10 protein-coding genes are annotated in these 18,467 nt (G+C 35.1%); 9 read left to right on the top strand and 1 reads right to left on the bottom strand.

The features are described from left to right. Nucleotides 1-560: 560 nt before the first annotated feature. A complete protein-coding gene (locus C7D53_RS13060; protein ID WP_106916887.1) occupies nucleotides 561-1,871 on the bottom strand; it encodes a UDP-glucose dehydrogenase family protein in 1,311 nt (436 codons plus the stop codon). A 214-nt stretch (nucleotides 1,872-2,085) separates the two neighbouring features. Between C7D53_RS13060 and rimP the strand changes: the two genes are divergently transcribed. The 9 genes from rimP to fabD all read left to right on the top strand — a co-directional run bounded on the left by rimP (nucleotide 2,086) and on the right by fabD (nucleotide 18,465). Beyond that, the gene (gene rimP / locus C7D53_RS13050; protein WP_106916885.1) at nucleotides 2,086-2,553 is read left to right on the top strand and encodes a ribosome assembly cofactor RimP; all 468 of its coding nucleotides are present in this window, start codon (nucleotides 2,086-2,088) and stop codon (nucleotides 2,551-2,553) included. Nucleotides 2,554-2,569: 16 nt separating this feature from the next. Continuing rightward, complete coding sequence (gene nusA / locus C7D53_RS13045; protein ID WP_106916884.1) at nucleotides 2,570-3,805, top strand: transcription termination factor NusA; 1,236 nt, start codon at nucleotides 2,570-2,572, stop codon at nucleotides 3,803-3,805. 77 nt (nucleotides 3,806-3,882) lie between these two features. Then, entirely contained in the window at nucleotides 3,883-6,846 is a 2,964-nt protein-coding gene (gene infB, locus C7D53_RS13040; protein ID WP_106916883.1) for a translation initiation factor IF-2, read from the top strand. 557 nt (nucleotides 6,847-7,403) lie between these two features. Next, nucleotides 7,404-10,421 carry a SusC/RagA family TonB-linked outer membrane protein gene (locus C7D53_RS13035; RefSeq protein WP_106916882.1) on the top strand — a complete coding sequence of 1,006 codons (3,018 nt, stop codon included), beginning with the start codon at nucleotides 7,404-7,406 and terminating at the stop codon, nucleotides 10,419-10,421. Between the two features lie 83 nt (nucleotides 10,422-10,504). Continuing rightward, nucleotides 10,505-11,890, top strand: coding sequence for a RagB/SusD family nutrient uptake outer membrane protein (locus C7D53_RS13030; RefSeq protein WP_228422334.1), 1,386 nt, complete (start codon nucleotides 10,505-10,507; stop codon nucleotides 11,888-11,890). Between the two features lie 102 nt (nucleotides 11,891-11,992). After that, nucleotides 11,993-13,945, top strand: coding sequence for a putative porin (locus C7D53_RS13025; protein ID WP_106916880.1), 1,953 nt, complete (start codon nucleotides 11,993-11,995; stop codon nucleotides 13,943-13,945). A 12-nt stretch (nucleotides 13,946-13,957) separates the two neighbouring features. Then, the gene (bshC, locus tag C7D53_RS13020) at nucleotides 13,958-15,544 is read left to right on the top strand and encodes a bacillithiol biosynthesis cysteine-adding enzyme BshC (RefSeq protein ID WP_106916879.1); all 1,587 of its coding nucleotides are present in this window, start codon (nucleotides 13,958-13,960) and stop codon (nucleotides 15,542-15,544) included. A 38-nt stretch (nucleotides 15,545-15,582) separates the two neighbouring features. After that, nucleotides 15,583-17,520, top strand: a complete 1,938-nt coding sequence (locus C7D53_RS13015; RefSeq protein ID WP_228422332.1) for an amino acid ABC transporter substrate-binding protein — start codon at nucleotides 15,583-15,585, stop codon at nucleotides 17,518-17,520. A 69-nt stretch (nucleotides 17,521-17,589) separates the two neighbouring features. Continuing rightward, on the top strand, nucleotides 17,590-18,465 hold the full coding sequence (gene fabD, locus C7D53_RS13010) for an ACP S-malonyltransferase (RefSeq protein ID WP_106916877.1): 876 nt from the start codon (nucleotides 17,590-17,592) through the stop codon (nucleotides 18,463-18,465). The last annotated feature ends 2 nt before the right edge of the window (nucleotides 18,466-18,467 follow it).

Here is an 18,467-nt window from a genome sequence, read left to right as displayed (position 1 = left end):
AGGAAAACTAAAGCAACAACAATAGGAATCAGGAAAACTGATTTTGGGTTCTCCTCATTCATGCTTAGTATCGTAAACCATGCTATAACCGAATATGACAATGAATTTTCTAGGCCGCTGGTACTAAAATCAATATAAAATTTTGAAGCTAATAATAAACCAAAACTAAATAGCAATATAATGATTTGCTCAGGCTTAATTGTTGTGGTTTTTAAATATAAATATCTCAATATCATTGTAATTGATGTTATTGAGAATATCATATTAATAATAATGGGAATGTTGAATATTTTATTGTCTGAGATGTGAAATACCTTGAATAATAAATCAAAAATGTAGGTGAGGGGAATAGAGGTAATGGTAAAAAGAGGAGATGTTGAAACATATGTTCTTTCTCCTAAATTCCAGACTAATCCTAATCCATTCAAAACATTGTAAGATTGGTATGTAACTGAAAGTCCATCTGAGGAAACCCATTTGGAATAATATATTAAACTAAAATAAATCAGTCCCAAGCTAGCAATAAGCCAAAACTTGAAATCTTTTACAATTGGCATAATTTAGGAAATCGTTTTTCTACCTATACTCTTATAATAAAATCCATTTTGTTCCGGGATTTCTAGCGGATACATATTTCTTCCATCAAAAATTACTTTGTTTTTCATCTTCTTAGCGATGAGTTCAAAATTAGGATTTTTAAACTCAGGCCATTCTGTAGATATAAATAAAGCGTCTGCATCTTCCAGTGCATCATACATGCCTTTAGCATATTGGATCTTATCACCAAGAAGTTTTTTTACATTATTTTCTGCAACAGCATCATATGCTACAATTTCTGCGCCTTTTTCTAATAAGAGGGCAATATTATCTAAAGAAGAAGCCTCTCTGATGTCATCTGTATTGGCTTTGAATGCAAGTCCCCACATGGCAATCTTCTTTCCTTTAATATTTCCTCCGAAGTATTTTTCAATTTCTGCAACAAGAATTACTTTCTGTGCAGTATTTACATTTTCTGTAGCTTCAAGGATCTGGAAATTAAAATCTTCCTGTTTTCCGGACTTGATAAGTGCCTTGACATCCTTAGGGAAACAGCTTCCGCCGTATCCAATACCAGGGAACAGAAATCTATGGCCAATCCTGTCATCACTTCCCATCCCTAATCTTACCTTGTCTACATCTGCTCCTACCTTTTCACAGTAATTTGCAATTTCATTCATAAAGGTAATTTTTACAGCTAAGAATGAATTGGCAGCATACTTTGTAAGCTCGGATGATTTCTCATCCATAAAGATAATAGGGATTCCTATATTTGTAAATGGCTGATAAATTTTAGCCATGATGTCTTTTGCCTTTTCAGAACTCGCTCCCACAACTACTCTTGATGGGTTCATAGAATCTTCAACGGCAAAACCTTCTCTTAAAAACTCAGGATTTGAAACCACATCAAAAGGGATGTCGGTTTTAGAAGATATAGTTTCTCTTACCCTGTCTGCGGTTCCTACAGGTACGGTGCTTTTGTTAACAATAACCTTGTATTCTGTCATCATTTCACCTATATCACCGGAAACCTTAAGCACATAAGATAAATCTGCAGATCCGTCCTCTCCGGGAGGGGTGGGCAGGGCTAAATAGATAACCTCACTCTTGTCCAGGGCTTCTTTAAGATTGGTAGTGAAGAATAGTCTTTCAGATTGGATGTTTCTAAGGAACATCTCTTCAAGGTTCGGCTCATAGATGGGAACAACGCCGTTTTTCATACCTTCTACCTTTTTTTCATCAATATCAACACAGTATACTGAATTGCCAAGTTCTGCCAGTGTAGTTCCTGTAACTAACCCTACATAACCTGTTCCTACAATCGTTATATTCAAAATGTTTGTTTTTTTAAATTCAAAGACAAAAATAATAAAAATACTTTCACTTGCTCTTTTAATTTATGGTAAATGAAATGTGCGCTATTTACTTGATAATAAGATAATTTTGCATTTTTAGAAAAAAGACGTATATTTGCATTGGATTTACGGAAAAAATGGGAAGGCTTCGGAAGAAAGCCTTTTTTCGTACTGTAAATCAAGATAAAAATTTATGGAGTTTAGAAAAAGAATTGAAGAATTATTAAATGAATTCCTTGAGACCAGAGAAGATCTCTTTCTTATTGATCTTAAGTTCTCTACAGGGGATGACATTACAGTGATTTTAGATGGTGACAACGGTGTTTCATTGCAGGATTGCCTTGATGCAAGCCGCGCAGTAGAATTCAATATGGATCGTGAAGAACATGACTTTAGCCTTCAGGTAATGTCTGCAGGATTAAGTGAGCCATTGTCTACTCCAAGACAGTTTAGAAAAAATTTAGGAAGAGAGATTGAAGTGATGCTGGAAGATGCTTCTAAAATTGAAGGAGAGCTGTCAAAGGCAGATGAAGAAAAGATCACACTTGTTTTACGTTACCGCAAACCGAAAGATATCGGAAAAGGAAAGGTAGATGTGGAGGAGGAAAAAGAAATTCCTTACTCTGAGATCAAAAAAGCATTAGTAGTAATTAAATTTTAAAAAGAAAAAAGAATAGATGGATAATATAGCGTTGATTGAATCCTTTGGTGATTTTAAAGACGAAAAGGGGATCAGTAAGATTGATCTTATGGCAATTATTGAGGATTCACTGAAGACACTTTTGAGAAAAAGATTTGATTCAGATGACCACTTTGACGTGATTGTAAACCCGGATAAAGGAGATTTTCAGATATTTTTAAATAAAACTATTGTTGAAGACGAAATGTCTGAAGACGATGACCTGGAAATTGAAATTTCTGAAGCAAAGAAAATTGATCCTACATTTGAAGTAGGAGAAGACTTTACGATGGAAATTCCTGTTGCTCAGTTAGGAAGAAGAAATATTCTTACTCTGAAGCAGATCTTGGCTACAAAACTTCAGGAACATAACAATGCAATGCTGTATGAACAATTTAGAGATAAAATTGGTGAAATTGTAGTAGGAGAAATCCACCATATCCGTCACAAGCATGTGATCTTGTTGGATGATGAAGGAAACGAATTTATTTTACCGAAAGAAAACCAGATCCCATCCGATTTCTTTAAAAAGGGTGAGAATATCAGAGCTATTGTTGAGACAGTAGACTTTAAAGGTTCAAAACCACAGATTATTATTTCCAGAACTGCACCTAAGTTCCTTGAGAAGTTATTAGAGCTGGAGATTCCTGAAATTCAGGACGGAACTATTATCTTGAAAAAGGTAGTAAGAATTCCTGGAGAAAAGGCGAAGATTGCAGTAGATGCTTATGATGACAGAATTGATCCTGTAGGAGCTTGTGTAGGAGTGAAAGGATCCAGAATTCATGGGGTTGTAAGAGAGTTGAGAAATGAAAACATCGATGTTATTCAGTGGTCTAAAAACCCTGAAATTTTGGTGAAGAGAGCTTTAGGAAATGTTACCATCAATAAAATTGATATCAATGAGGAGCAAAACTATGCATTAGTATATACTCCTGTTGAAGAGATTTCTAAAGTAATTGGAAAACAAGGACAGAATATTAGACTGGCTTCTTGGTTGTCAGGATATGAAATTGATGTATACAGAGAGTCCAGCGAGGATGACGATGTTGAATTGAGAGAATTTAATGACGATATCGAGCAGTGGATTTTGGATGAGTTTAAGAAAGTAGGACTTACAACTGCAAAATCAGTATTGGATAAAGAAACTGAAAGTCTTCTAAATATGGTTGACCTTGAAGAAGAAACTATCGAGGATGTTAAACGTATTCTGAGAGAAGAATTTGAAGATTAAGATGTAAAATAAATCTTAATAAACAGTAAAAAGGAAATACTTTAATTTTAAAAATTAAAAAACAGTAAATAATATAGATGCCAAAAATTAGATTAAATAAAGCGGTTAAGGAATTCAACATTTCGATGTCCAGATTAGTAGAGTTTTTACAGTCTAGAGGTTTCGTGGTTGAAAGCAATCCTAACGCTCAATTGGAAGAATCGGCATATTCTGCATTGGAAGCTGAGTTTGCTAAAGATGGCGAACAACGAAAGGCTTCCCATGAGGTGGTGATCACTAAAGTTCCGGAAGAAAAACTGGAAATTGAAGAAAAGAAAACCCCTGAAGTGATAAGAGCTAAAGCAAACAAACCAGAAACTAAAATTTTAGGTAAGATAGATCTAGAACCTAGCAAGCCCGAAGTTGAAGAGGCTCCTGCAGCTCCTGAGGCTCCTGTAGCTAAACCGGTTGAAGAAAAGAAAGAAGAAATAGTGAAAGAAGAACCGGAAGTGAAGGCAGCTCCTGAAAAGCAGGAATTTAAAGTTTTAGATAAAATTGATTTGTCTCAAATAGAGTCTAGAAATAGACCTGTGAAAAAAGACAAACCAAAAGTAGAGGAGAAAAAAGAAGAAATAAAATCTGTGGAACCAGTGAAAGAAACTCCCAAACCTGTCGTTACTGAAGAGAAAAAAGTAGAAGCTCCAAAAGTGGAAGCTGAACCAGAATCTCAGGAACCTCAGAAAATCGAGACAGTTTATCAAAAACTTGACGGTCCTAAGATTGTCGGAGAAAAGATTGACTTAACTCAGTTTGCACCAAAACCAGGTTCTGGGGCAAAAAAGAAAAGAAAAAGAATTGAAAAACCTGGAGGCCAGAATAATAACCAACAAGGCCAAGGTAATAATCAAAACTCCGGAAATAACAACCAAGGAGGTGGTCAAGGTGGTAACCGTCCACACAACAATGGTGGTCAAGGTGGTCAAGGAAACCGTCCTCAGGGTCAAGGTGGCCAAGGAAACCGTCCGCAAGGTCAGGGAGGTCAAGGTGGAAACCGTTTCGGAAACAATAACCAAAACCGTCCAGGTGGTCAAGGTGGTGGGTTTAAGAAAGGTGGTCAGAATAACAGACCTGGTCAAAGAGTTATGCCAGTTGAATTAACTGACGAACAAGTTAAAAACCAGATCAAGGAGACCCTTGAAAAACTTACCAATAAAGGAGGTAAATCTAAATCTGCAAAACACAGAAAAGATAAGAGAACATACCGTAGAGAACAAGATGAGCGTCAGCAAGAGCTTGAAGCACAAGATAGAACTCTAAAGGTAACAGAATTTATTACTGTAGGGGAATTGGCGAGCTTAATGAACGTTTCTCCAACAGAAGTAATTTCTGCATGTTTCTCACTTGGGGTAATGGTTACCATGAACCAGAGATTAGAAGCTGATACCTTATTATTAGTAGCAGATGAATTTGGTTATAAAATTGAATTCTCCGATGCTGATCTTGAAGAAAGCGATAGTGAAGAAGAAGTAGACAATGAAGAGGATCTTGTATCAAGAGCTCCAATTGTAACCGTAATGGGTCACGTAGACCACGGTAAAACTTCATTACTTGACTACATTAGAAAAACCAACGTAATTGCAGGTGAATCTGGAGGAATTACACAGCATATTGGTGCTTATAATGTGAAGCTTGAAAACGGACAGAGAATTACATTCTTAGATACTCCGGGTCACGAAGCCTTTACAGCAATGAGAGCCAGAGGTGCTCAGATCACGGATATCGCAATTATTGTGATTGCTGCCGATGATGATGTAATGCCACAAACGAGAGAAGCAATCTCCCACGCACAGGCTGCTGGTGTACCAATGATTATTGCATTGAATAAAGTAGATAGACCAAGTGCAAACCCTGATAATATTCGTCAACAACTTTCAGGAATGAATATTCTTGTAGAAGAATGGGGTGGAAATGTTCAGGCACAGGAGATCTCTGCAAAATTCGGTAACAATATGGATGTTCTATTGGAAAAAGTTTTACTTCAGGCAGAAATGCTTGACTTAAAAGCGAATCCTAATAGAAATGCTCAAGGAGTTGTTATTGAAGCTTCCCTAGATAAAGGAAGAGGATATGTTGCAACTATGTTGGTGCAAACAGGTACTCTAAAAGTAGGAGACTATGTGGTTGCCGGTAAAAACCATGGTAAGGTGAAAGCGATGCTTGATGAAAGAGGAAGAAACCTTACAGAGGCTGGTCCATCTATCCCTGTAACTATATTAGGACTAGACGGAGCGCCTACAGCTGGTGATAAGTTTAAAGTATATGAAGATGAAAGTGAAGGTAAAACTATTGCTAATAAGAGAGAACAACTTCAGAGAGAACTTTCAATCAGAACTAAGAAGCATACTACGCTTGAAGAACTTGGTAGAAGAATTGCTCTAGGTGATTTCAAAGAATTGAATATTATCTTGAAAGGTGACGTGGATGGTTCTGTTGAAGCATTGTCTGATCAGTTACAAAGATTGTCTACTGCAGAGATTAATGTAAACATTCTTCATAAAGGAGTAGGCCAGATTACTGAATCTGATGTTAACTTAGCTGCCGCTTCAGATGCAATTATTATCGGATTTAATGTAAGAGCTGGTGCTAATGCTAAAGACCTTGCTGATAGAGAAGAAATTGAGATCAGAAACTATTCTGTAATCTATGCTGCTATCGAAGAAGTGAAAGAAGCTATGGAGGGAATGCTTTCTCCTGAAATTAAAGAACAGGTAATTGGTAATGTTGAGATCAGAGAGGTGTTTAAAATCTCTAAAGTCGGAACAATTGCAGGATGTATGGTTCTTTCAGGAAAAGTAGCTAGAAACTCTAAAGTAAGAGTATTAAGAGATGGTATCGTGAAGTTTGACGGAGAGCTTGAAAGCTTGAAGCGTTTCAAGGATGATGTAAAAGAAGTAACTAAAGGTTACGAATGTGGTCTGAATCTGAAAGGGTACAACGATATTGAAGTAGGAGATATTCTTGAAGTTTACGAAGAAGTAGCTGTTAAGAAAAAGCTTAAATAATATTTTAATATAATAGATAAAAGTGTCATCTCATGAGATGACACTTTTTTTATGTCTATATCTAGAGGTTAAGTAATTTGTTAATGTTATTTGTTGTATTGGTTATTTTTTTTCGTTTTATAGTTTTTTCTCTCTTGATGGGGAAGTGCATGGATCTTATGCCTTTATTTAAAATTCTGGAATGCTCATCTTCTTGTTTTTGGGAAATGATGTTTAATCATTTAGGGTAATTCGTTGAGATTGTGCATTAAATGCTTGTTTTTTTTCCTTTTTATATGGGAATATGACCTAAAAAGCTAATTTTTTTCCAATACTTCAGTTTAGAATCGTTATAAATAAAATAATATTAATTTGTGGATTAGTTATTTAAAGCGTTTGTTTTTAGTCTTCATTTGAATTTTAAGCTGTTTAATCCTTTAAAAATTGTGATATATTTATAATTTAAGCTGTAATTGACGTTTGTTGTTAAAAATTTATTGTTTTATGTAAGTTAAAAATTTGCTAGTGTTAATATTTATTAACATATTTGCCTCTAAAATATATTAAAATTTGTTAATATGAATGTTAAACTACGTGTGTTATCTGCAGGAGTTTTGTTCTTTATGGGAGGACAAGCTTTGCTGGCACAAAAAAAAACTAATGATACAATTCCTCAACAGACAAAGGAACTTGATGAAGTTGTCGTTGTTGCTTTCGGATCTCAGAAGAAACAATCTATTGCTGGATCTGTTGCGAAAATTGATGCAAAAGAATTAGCTAATGCTCAAACAAGTAACGTAATTACATCACTATCTGGTAAAGTAGGAGGGGTGCAGATTACGACGAACTCAGGACAGCCTGGAGATCCTCCGCAAGTAAGATTTAGAGGTCTAGGATCACTGTCCTCTTCTAACAACCCTCTATATGTAGTAGATGGGATGCCTTTTGGAGGGAATATCAATGCATTGAATAATAATGATATTGAAAGTATTACTTTCCTAAAAGATGCATCTGCTAACGCGCTATACGGAAGTAGAGGAGCAAACGGGGTTGTAATGATTACAACTAAGAAAGGAAAGAAAGGAAAAATGAACATTACTTTTGATACTAAATTCGGGGTTAACTCGAGAGCAGTAAAAGAGTATGATCTAATTACAGACCCGGGAGAATTTTATCAAGTATATTTCGAAAGACTAAGAGTAAGCAATGTTTTCGCAGGTATGAATTATGCTGATGCTTCTGCTGATGCAGCTGCTAACTTAATCACAGGTCCTGATGGATTGGCTTATAACAATTATAATGTACCAGATAATCAATTAATAGATCCTTTAACAGGAAAGCTAAACCCAAATGCTAAGCTTTTATATCATGATGACTGGAATAAGGAAATGTTTAAACCAAGTGTTAGACAGGAATATAATGTTAGCCTTCAGGCAGGATCAGATAAACTTAATACTTACTTCTCATTAGGATATTTAAATGATCAGGGATTCTTATTGAATTCAGGATTTAAAAGATTCTCTGGACGTTCAAAGGTTGATTATCAAATTACAGATAAATTAAAATTAAGTACTAGTATAAACTATACAAGAACTGACCAAGGAGCTCCAAACTCTTTAACAGGAAATGCTACTTACTCTAACTTAATTGGATGGGGAAGAAATATCGCTCCTATTTATCCTATTTGGGCTAGAAACGCTGATGGAAGCTTGAAATATGCTTCTTATGGTAGAATGTATGACTTCGGAAGCATGGGGAATCCTAATGGAATGGGATTAGCTAGACCTTACGGAGGTGGTTTGAATACATATGCTAAGGCTGATTTAGATCAAGTTAGAAATCTTGAAGATAACGTAAGTGGTAGAGCTAGCTTATCTTGGGATTTCTTTGAAGGGTTCAATTTTACCTATAACTTCGGTATGGATATCGTAAATGGTAACTATAGCTCATATGGAAATAACATAGGTGGTGACTATTATGGTAAAACAAATGGTCAGGTAAGAACTGCAACTTCAACTGATCAAACGATCAATAATCAACAGTTATTATCTTGGAAAAAGAACTTTGGACAGCATAATATTGACATCCTAATAGGTCATGAAAATAATGACTTTACTTCGAGAATGCTATCTGGAACCAGAACAAACATTGTAATCCCTGGTGGAACAAATGTAAGTAACGGATCTAGATTTGTTGATTTGAATGGTTATAATGATATATATACAACAGAAGGATATCTATCTAGAATTAACTATGGTTACGCAAATAAATATTTTGTGAACGCAAGTTATAGAAGAGATGCATCTTCTGTTTTCAGCCCGGATAGCAGATGGGGTAACTTCTTCGGACTTGGAGGTGCTTGGATGGTTTCTAACGAAGACTTCTTAAAAGGAAATAAAATTGTTACAAGCTTAAAGCTTAAAGGAAGTTACGGTGAGCAAGGAAATGATGCTTTATACTATCCTGATTCTGTAAGCATGAACCACAGAAGTTACTTTGGATGGGCAAGAAACTACAAGGCTTATCAATCTCAGTGGGAGAATATTCCTGATGCAAATGGAGATGTTTCTATCGTACAGGTTTACGAAGGAAATCCAGATATCAAATGGGAAACTTCTAAAAACTTAAATACAGGTTTTGAATTAGAATTATTCAATAGAATTACTATTGATGCAGAATATTTCCAAAGAAAGGTAAATGATTTATTATTTAACTTCCCATTGGCTTCATCTACAGGAACTTCGTTTATTACCAGAAATATTGGTAATATGCAGAATACAGGATTTGAATTGAATATCTCTGCAGATATCATTAAAGGAGAGAATTTTAACTGGACTGTTTACGGAAACGGTACATACTATAAAAATAAGGTTACTTATTTACCAAATTCATTTACATCAGAAATCTTCAAATTTGAAGAAGGTAAAGAAGCATATACTTTCAACATGAGAAAGTTTGCAGGAGTAAATGCTAGTAATGGTAATGCGATTTGGTATAAAGATATTAAAGATGCAAGTGGTAATGTTACTGGACAAACTACAACAGAAGTATATACAGATGCAACTTTATATTCTTTAGATAAGAGTGCTAACCCTAAATATTATGGAGGATTTGGTACTAGATTCGGTTACAAGGGAATTAACCTTTCCATGAACTTTGCTTATCAGTTTGGAGGATATATGTATGATGGTACCTATGCAGGCATGCTTAGATCAAGAGATTCCGGAGATATTACAAACTTCCACAAGGATATTTATAATACTTGGACTCCTACCAATACGAATGCTGCTCTACCTGCAGTTGACAGAGTAAGACCTAACAACATGCAAACTTCAGATTTATTCTTAATTAAGTCAGATTATATAAGTCTTGAAGATGTTTCAGTTACCTATGATTTCAGTAAAACTCTATTACCAGAAGGAATCTCTGGAGTTACTTTTGGGGTATTTGCTACTAACTTAGCACTTTGGTCAAAAAGACAAGGATTGGACCCACGTTTGAATTCTGTTGGGAATTCTTTGGGTACAAATGGACAAGCAACCAACAAATATGGTGCACAAAGATCAATATCTTTAGGTTTAACAGTTAAATTTTAATTAAAATGAAAAAAATATTCGGAATATTATTTTGTTCCACTTTAATACTTACAGGATGTAGTCAAGACTATCTTGATACGGATTTGAAGTCGACGATTAATGAAGATCAATTAGCTACATCTCCTCTAGCCCTACAAGGGTTACTTGATGGAGTTTATACCAGTCTTCATACATTTGGTCTAGTAGATGGACAGAACCATGAAGATTTTGGACACAAAGCTGTTTTGGCTGGGATGGACATGATGACCAATGATATGGTACAGACAAAGGGTAGCTGGTTTGGTAGTTTTTATAACTATCAAGGAAGAATACAAACCAGTGTTAGACCTATTATGATCTGGAAAACTTATTATCAGCAAATAAAAGCTGTTAATAACGTTATTGCTGCTATTGAAAAGGGTGGAGTAAAGCCTGAAACTAAGGCTATGTATGGCCAGGCATTAGCCCTAAGAGGATATATGCATTTTATGTTAGCTCGTATTTTTGGACCTACATATGTTGGTCATACTTCAGAACTTGCTATTCCTGTATATACTGCTGTTACCCTTGAAGGGAAAGCTCGTTCTACAGTTGGTGATACTTATTCGCAGATTGTAAATGATTTGAATAAAGGGATCAGTAATTTAGATGGCTTTACAAGAGTTAATAAAGAAAAAGTTGATAAAAGTGTTGCTCAAGCATTTTTAGCAGAAGTTGCTTTGGAAATGGGAGACTATGCTAAGGCTGCTGAAATGGCTAACAAAGCAAGACAGTCTTTTACTCAGCCAACAGAAGCTCAATGGCTTGATGGTTTCTATGACTTAAACAAAGTCCCTGATGTAATGTGGGGAGGTATTATATCTGAAGCAACAACTTCTTTTGTGGCTAGTTATTTTGCACATTTTGACAATACAGATCCAAGTGGTTATGCAGGAGGGTTAGCTTTTATTAAGTCTATTGATAAAAGATTATATGATGCAATTCCAGACACTGACTATAGAAAGAAAGCTTACCAAGCTTCTAACAACGCAGCTCCATATGATGGTGTAGATGGTGTAAGCTTACCGAAGTATGCAAATCTTAAATTTAGAGATATGTCAGTAGGTAATGGTGGAGATTATATCTACATGAGAGCATCTGAGATGTATTATATTGAAGCAGAAGCTTTGGCTAGAACAGGAAATGAGGCAGGAGCAAAAGCTCTTCTAGCAGAAATTACTGTATTGAGAAACCCAGCATATACTGTAACAGCATCAGGAACTGCACTAATTAACGAAATTATTTTACAGAAAAGAATTGAGTTATGGGGTGAAGGATGTGCTTGGACAGATATGAAGAGATTAAATGTATCTTTAGTAAGAAACTATCCAGATAGTAACCACGTTCTTCTATCAGGTAAAATAGATATTCCTGCTGGAGATCCAAGATTCAAATATCAGATTCCTCAAGCAGAAATGTTAGCTAATCCAAATATGGTTCAAAACCCTTAATCGGTTAGTTTAATATTCATAATACTAAATAGGCTGTCTCACTTTCGAGACAGCCTATTTTATTTACTATTATTTCTTATTTTTGCTGTACAATAATGAATAATGAAGTATATACTTTTCATAATCACTCTCTTTAGCTTTGCTGTAAAGGCACAAGTTGTAAATACAACAGATACAAATAAGTCTAAACCAGAGGATACTTTGGTCATAGATTCAGGTAAAAAAGATTCCCTAAAGATCTTTAAACCTACCATCAACGACTATCAATTTCAAACCCAGTTTTCAGAAAAGAAAATCTTTGATACGGTAATGACTTTTGATAAAACCCTTATTTTTTCACAATACAATAATGCCGATAACTTTGGAAGAGTACAGCCCGCTAATATCGGGGCAGGATTCAATCCATTGGTATTCGAAGTAAATGCCGAACAAAACCTTTCCTTGCTGCCATCCAATAAATCTTATATGATTCTTGGAGCTAATGATGTGAAGTACTATGATGTAAAAACACCCACTGCAACATTTATCTATCATAATGCCATGAGAAACGGAGCAGCTTTACAATCTACTTACACCCAGAATATTGGAAAAAGATTCAACTTTGCCCTTGAATATATGGGACTTCGTTCACAAGGGTTATATAGAAATTCATTATCAGCGAATAACAATACCTTATTCTCTGGGCACTACACCTCTAAAAGTGGTAACTATGAACTTTTCGCTCACTATCTTCATCAAAACGTAAACAACCAGGAAAGTGGTGGTATTACTGAAGATAATCTTTTTCAAGAGGGAGCTAGTGACTATAAAAACAGACAAAACGCACAAGTAAATTTAGCGTCTAGTAGTTCACAATATGCTTATAGAAGGTACTATCTTAGCCATCAGTTTACTCCATTTAATTCAGAAAAATTTCCTTTCAGCATTAGACATACAATGTCTCACCAGGGAAATAAGTACTATTATAATCAGGGAGCATTGGAAACTTATTGGTATGACCAGCCTACAGAATTAGTCAACGGTTTTCCATTGACTACAAAAAAATACTCCAGTAACTTCAGCAATACAGTAAGTCTGGTTTTTAACAATGAAAAATTCAAACTAGATGCCGGAGTTCGTTATCAGACAATTAAACTTGGAATAAGAGATCTCGTTTCCTTTAATGGCGTTCCTTTTCCTGAAGAGCTTAAGGAGAACAGAATTGGAGCTGTAGGAAACCTACAGGTAAAACTATGGGATAAAGTTCAATTGAATTCATTTTTAGAGTTTTCCAACGGAAGCCAGTTTAAGAGCTTCCTTAAAACAACAAACAACCTGAAGTTTGAACCTATAAAAGATTACTTTGTTAATGCAAAAGTGAATTTCCAGAGTGCTTATCCATCATTCAACTACTTATTAAATACTTCAGTTTATAATAATTTCAACTACTATCTTGAAAACGCGAAGAATCAATCTGTAATGGAAATTGGAGGGAGCGTCAACCTGAAGTGGTTCAAAACACAAATTTTTGCCAACTATTTCAGAATTGATAATTATACGTATCTTGATAACGATGTTAAACCTGGATTTGGAGCTACACCAAAACAAAGTGAAAGCTCAGTGAATATCTCTCAAATTGGTGGAGACGCAACATTCAGTTATGGTAAATTTCATTTGAATACAAGATTACATTTCCAAAATGTAATGACTAATAAAAATTTGTTACCAATGCCTAGTTTTATTGGGAGAGCCAATTTCTTCTACCAAACACAGGCATTCAAAAAGGCAGCAGAAATTCAGGCAGGACTTAAGGTGTATTATTTCTCTAAATTTGCTTCAAGAGATTATTCGCCAATCCTTAATGAATATATTCTTCCCAATGCAGATTCGTTCTCAATCGGAGGGCAGCCCATTGTTGATCTGTATATCAATATGAAAGTTAAAAAGATGTTCTTTTTCATAGAAGGTCAGCAAATAGGAACCTTTATTTCTAATAACAAGGCATATGCATTCCCACATTATCCGGTGTATGATTTTAGATTGAATATTGGGATTGTGTGGTATATGTTCAACTAAAAATTATACAAGTTGAAAACAATTAATAAAATATCATTTAACGATATAGAAAGCATACCTCAATTGGTGAAAGATTTTTTGAATCAAAAAATTGAGGGTTTTGAAAACAATACATTCTCTTTAGATCACTTTAGTCAACAAATCCATGTGAAAAAAGATTCCTTTTCATCAGAACAAAGGGATGTTTTAGCCGATGTATTTGAAAAACAATTGTCGGAGCTTACCCTTTCTTCAAAACAGAAAGAAAATCTTGAAAATCTAAAGTTACCCAACACATTTACGATCACAACAGGGCACCAGCTGAATCTTTTTTCCGGACCTGTTTTCTTTGTCTACAAAATTTTGCAGACTATTAAAACATGTGTCTATCTGAAAGAAAATTTTCCGGACTTCAACTTTGTGCCGGTTTATTGGATGGCATCCGAGGATCATGATTTTGTGGAGATCAACCACTTCAAGACCGAAAATAATTATTACGAAACTAACGAGCTCTCCGGTGGTCCTGTAGGTAGAATTAAAATTAATGACACGTATTTTATTTCAGAATTTGAAAAAGAATTTAAGGATTCTGTGTTTGGTACTGAATTGATCTTAATGCTGAAAGAAGCCTATAAAGCTGGAAATACTTTGACGCAAGCCATTAAAATATTGGTTAACCGTCTTTTTTCTGAATTTGGACTTTTGATCGTGGATGGAGATTCAAGAGAACTTAAAGAACAGATTAAAGATGTTTTTAAAGATGAACTGCTTGGCTTTGAACTTCAAAAAACATCTAAAGATAAAGTAGATTTCCTGACAGAAAAATACGGGAAAGTTCAGGTAAATCCCAGGGATATCAATCTTTTTTATCTTTCCGAAACAAGAGACAGAATAGATTTTAACGGCCAGAAATATATTGTTGTAGACACCAATATTCAGTTTACAAAAGAAGAAATTATTGCAGAGCTGGAAAATCATCCCGAAAGATTCAGCCCCAATGCCTTAATGCGTCCGGTATACCAGGAAAAAGTATTACCCAACCTAGCCTATATTGGAGGAAATGCAGAAATTATGTATTGGCTGGAACTGAAAGATTACTTTTCAAAAATTAACATTCCCTTTCCAATCCTGATTCCGAGAAACTCCATGCTTTTCCTGAAAGAGAAAACATTAGGAAAAATTGAGAAACTGGATCTCAAAATTGAAGATTTTTTCCAAAACTTTACAGTAATTACCAATCATAAAATTTTAAATAATAATCCTATTTTAAAATTACTGGAAGAAAAAGAAGAACTTTTAATCAACAATTTTGCTCAGCTGAAAACATCTGCAGAATCCACTGAAAAATCCTTTGGAAATATGGTGAAAGCAGAAGAAGTAAGACAATTGAAATCTTTTAAAAGAATGAAAAAACGTCTGCTTCATGCCGAAAAAATAAAACAGAACGAATTGCTGGAAAGACTCGAAAATTTATTTTTAGACGTACACCCATCTAAAACCTGGCAGGAAAGAGTCTACAACTTTAGTGTATTCTTTTCAGATTACGGCTATTCGTGGCTTGAAAATTGTTTGGAAGAGATGGTGGTTCAAGATTCCAAATTAATAATTGTTGCCATTTAATTTTAAAGAAGTATTTTTGTAAATTATAATTATCGAATATGATAAAGAGGTTTTTTATTCTATCCAGTTTATGTATGGTTTTGGGAGTTTCAGCCCAGAAATCACATACGGTTGTACAAGGTGATAATCCTTACAACATTGCAAAAAAGTATGGAATAACTGTAGATGAATTGCTGAAGCTAAACCCAAAACATAAAGATGGCAAACTGGCTATTGGAGATGTTTTAACTATAAATTCTGAGAAAACAACTCCGGCTGTTACCAAAGCAGTGGTTGCTGAAAAAGTAACCCATACGGCAGGTACAGCAGTGGGTAAGATTGTTTTACAGCCAAAGCAGACCATTTACGGAATTACAAAACAATACCGAATCTCTGAAACCGATTTAAGAAAGTTGAATCCTGAATTGGATTCTCACATGAAAATTGGTGACGAAATTACATTGCCTCTTACAAGTATTAAAAAATATGGCGGAGACCAACAGGCTGTAGTTGCTACAAAACCTGTAGAAACACCCGTAGAAAAAACAGTAACGGCTACACCGGCTGCTGCTGAGGGAGAAGCGTATGTGATTCAGGCTAAGGATAATTATTACAGAATTACAAAACAATTTGGCATCAGCCAACAAGATCTTTTTGCTCTCAATCCAGGATTGGAAGAAAAAGGCTTAAAGCCTGGTGATACCATCAAAATTAAAAAATCAAATAGCAATACAGCTTCCGTTACTGAACCAGTGGCTAATCCAAAAGAAAAAATGGATTCAGGAAACGAAAAATCATCAACAGCCTCCAATGTGGTAGTAGGGGATGATTACGTAACCTATACTGTTCAGCAGGGAGATACTGTATTCTCTATTGTAAATAAATTTGGTGTTTCAATCGATGAATTGATCGCACTTAACCCGGATCTTTCACATGGATTGAAGACCGGAATGGTTTTGAAAATCAAAAAACAAGATGCTGCATACGTTAAGAAAAATGGAGAGGTCCTAAGCGTAGTATTGATGCTTCCTTTCGGATACAGTACAAATGAAACGCAGTACAGAGGAATGGCTCTTGACTTTTTGACAGGTGCCAAACTAGCCATTGAAAGAAATGCAAAAGCTGGACAGAAACTGGATGTAAAAATCGTAGATTCAGGAAATGAAGCTTCTTTCAAAAATTCTCTAACGCAGATTAATCCTGATAATACAGACCTTATTATCGGTCCATTCTTCAAATCAAACGTAATTGACGTTCTTGATTTTACTAAAAATCAAAAAATTCCTGTAGTAGCACCATTTGCTAATACACCGGAATTATACAACTATAGCAATCTGATTATTGTAGAAACAAACAATCAGACCTATGCAGATAAGATTGTAGAAGAAGTAAAAGCAGTGTATTCAGATCAAAAAATATATGTAGTGGCAGACGCTAAAAAAGAAAATGCGAACTACATTAAATCCGGTCTGGAAAAAGCTGTAAAGAACCCTAATATTATTATTGTTAATTCTCCGGCAGATATTCAGTTAGATCAGAATATGATGACAGGGCAATCTGCACCGGTAATTGCTATTTTGGCAAATGATGATATGGGAGATGCTTTTGCAAACAAAATCACTGCTCTTTCTAAAGAGGTGCAGGGAGTAAAGGCTTTCAGTATGTTCTATTCTCCTATTTTTGAAAAGAAAGTGGATGAATTAAGCCAGGCAAGCTTGGTATATCTAATGGATAGAAAAATCAATACAGATGGTAATTTTGAGAAGGAAATTCTAGCAGCTTATAAAACTAAGTACTGCAAAACACCACCAAAATATGCTGTTGTAGGTTTTGATGTTGTTAATGATATGCTGACAAGAGAAAATAAAAAAGGAGAAATCTTTAAACAAATGAATAAGGTTCAGACTCAGTTGGCAACAAAATTTGAGTTTGTAAAATCAAAAGCTAATGGAGCTTATGTAAATACTGGTTACAGAGTAATCAGGTTAGTTCCTTAAATGATATACTTCATAAAAAGGAATATTGTTAACATTATAGTTATATTTGCATAATATTTAATTCAATACATGAAAGCACTTGTATTTCCAGGTCAGGGTTCTCAGTTCATAGGAATGGGAAAAGAATTGTACGATTCCAGAAAAGATATTAAAGATCTGATGGAATCTGCTAATGAAATCTTAGGTTTCGATATTCTTTCCATTATGTTTAACGGAACGGATGCAGATCTAAAGAAAACAGAGGTTACCCAACCTTCAATTTTTATACATTCAGTAGCAGCATTAAAAGCAGTAAATGGTCTTGGGGCTGAAATGGTAGCAGGACATTCCCTAGGAGAGTTCTCTGCGTTGGTTGCCAATGGTGTTTTATCTTTTGATGATGGTTTGAAACTAGTATCCGAGAGAGCTAAGGCTATGCAGGCTGCTTGTGATGCAAATCCAAGTTCTATGGCAGCTATTTTAGGATTAGAAGATGCTAAGGTTGAAGAAATCTGTGCTCAGATCAATGGGATAGTAGTTCCTGCAAACTATAACTGTCCGGGACAATTGGTAATTTCAGGTGAAACTGCTGCAGTAGAAGAAGCTTGCGCTAAACTAAAAGAAGCTGGAGCAAAAAGAGCCCTATTATTACCGGTAAATGGAGCTTTCCATTCACCATTGATGCAGCCTGCACAAGAAAGACTGGCAGCAGCTATAGAAAAAACAAAATTCAGAAAAGCAACAATTCCTGTATATCAGAATATTACCACTACAGCGGTAACAAACCCTGATGAGATTAAGCAAAATCTTATTGCTCAGCTTACAGGTCCTGTAAAATGGACTCAGTCTGTTCAGAATATGATCAAAGATGGTGCTTCTAACTTTGTAGAAGTTGGACCAGGAAAAACCCTTCAAGGATTAATCAAGAAAATTGATGGATCAGTTGATGCTACTTCTGCTATCTAATT

This window comes from Chryseobacterium aurantiacum (assembly GCF_003020585.1).
Lineage (GTDB): Bacteria > Bacteroidota > Bacteroidia > Flavobacteriales > Weeksellaceae > Chryseobacterium > Chryseobacterium aurantiacum.
Note: the sequence above shows the minus strand (reverse complement) of the source record. Positions and strands in the feature narration are given on the sequence as shown.

Coding starts and splice junctions, on each gene's coding strand:
- rimP (WP_106916885.1), top strand. CDS start 2,086: ATGGAGTTTAGAAAAAGAATTGAAGAATTATTAAATGAATTCCTTGAG.
- nusA (WP_106916884.1), top strand. CDS start 2,570: ATGGATAATATAGCGTTGATTGAATCCTTTGGTGATTTTAAAGACGAA.
- infB (WP_106916883.1), top strand. CDS start 3,883: ATGCCAAAAATTAGATTAAATAAAGCGGTTAAGGAATTCAACATTTCG.
- C7D53_RS13035 (WP_106916882.1), top strand. CDS start 7,404: ATGAATGTTAAACTACGTGTGTTATCTGCAGGAGTTTTGTTCTTTATG.
- C7D53_RS13025 (WP_106916880.1), top strand. CDS start 11,993: ATGAAGTATATACTTTTCATAATCACTCTCTTTAGCTTTGCTGTAAAG.
- C7D53_RS13015 (WP_228422332.1), top strand. CDS start 15,583: ATGATAAAGAGGTTTTTTATTCTATCCAGTTTATGTATGGTTTTGGGA.
- fabD (WP_106916877.1), top strand. CDS start 17,590: ATGAAAGCACTTGTATTTCCAGGTCAGGGTTCTCAGTTCATAGGAATG.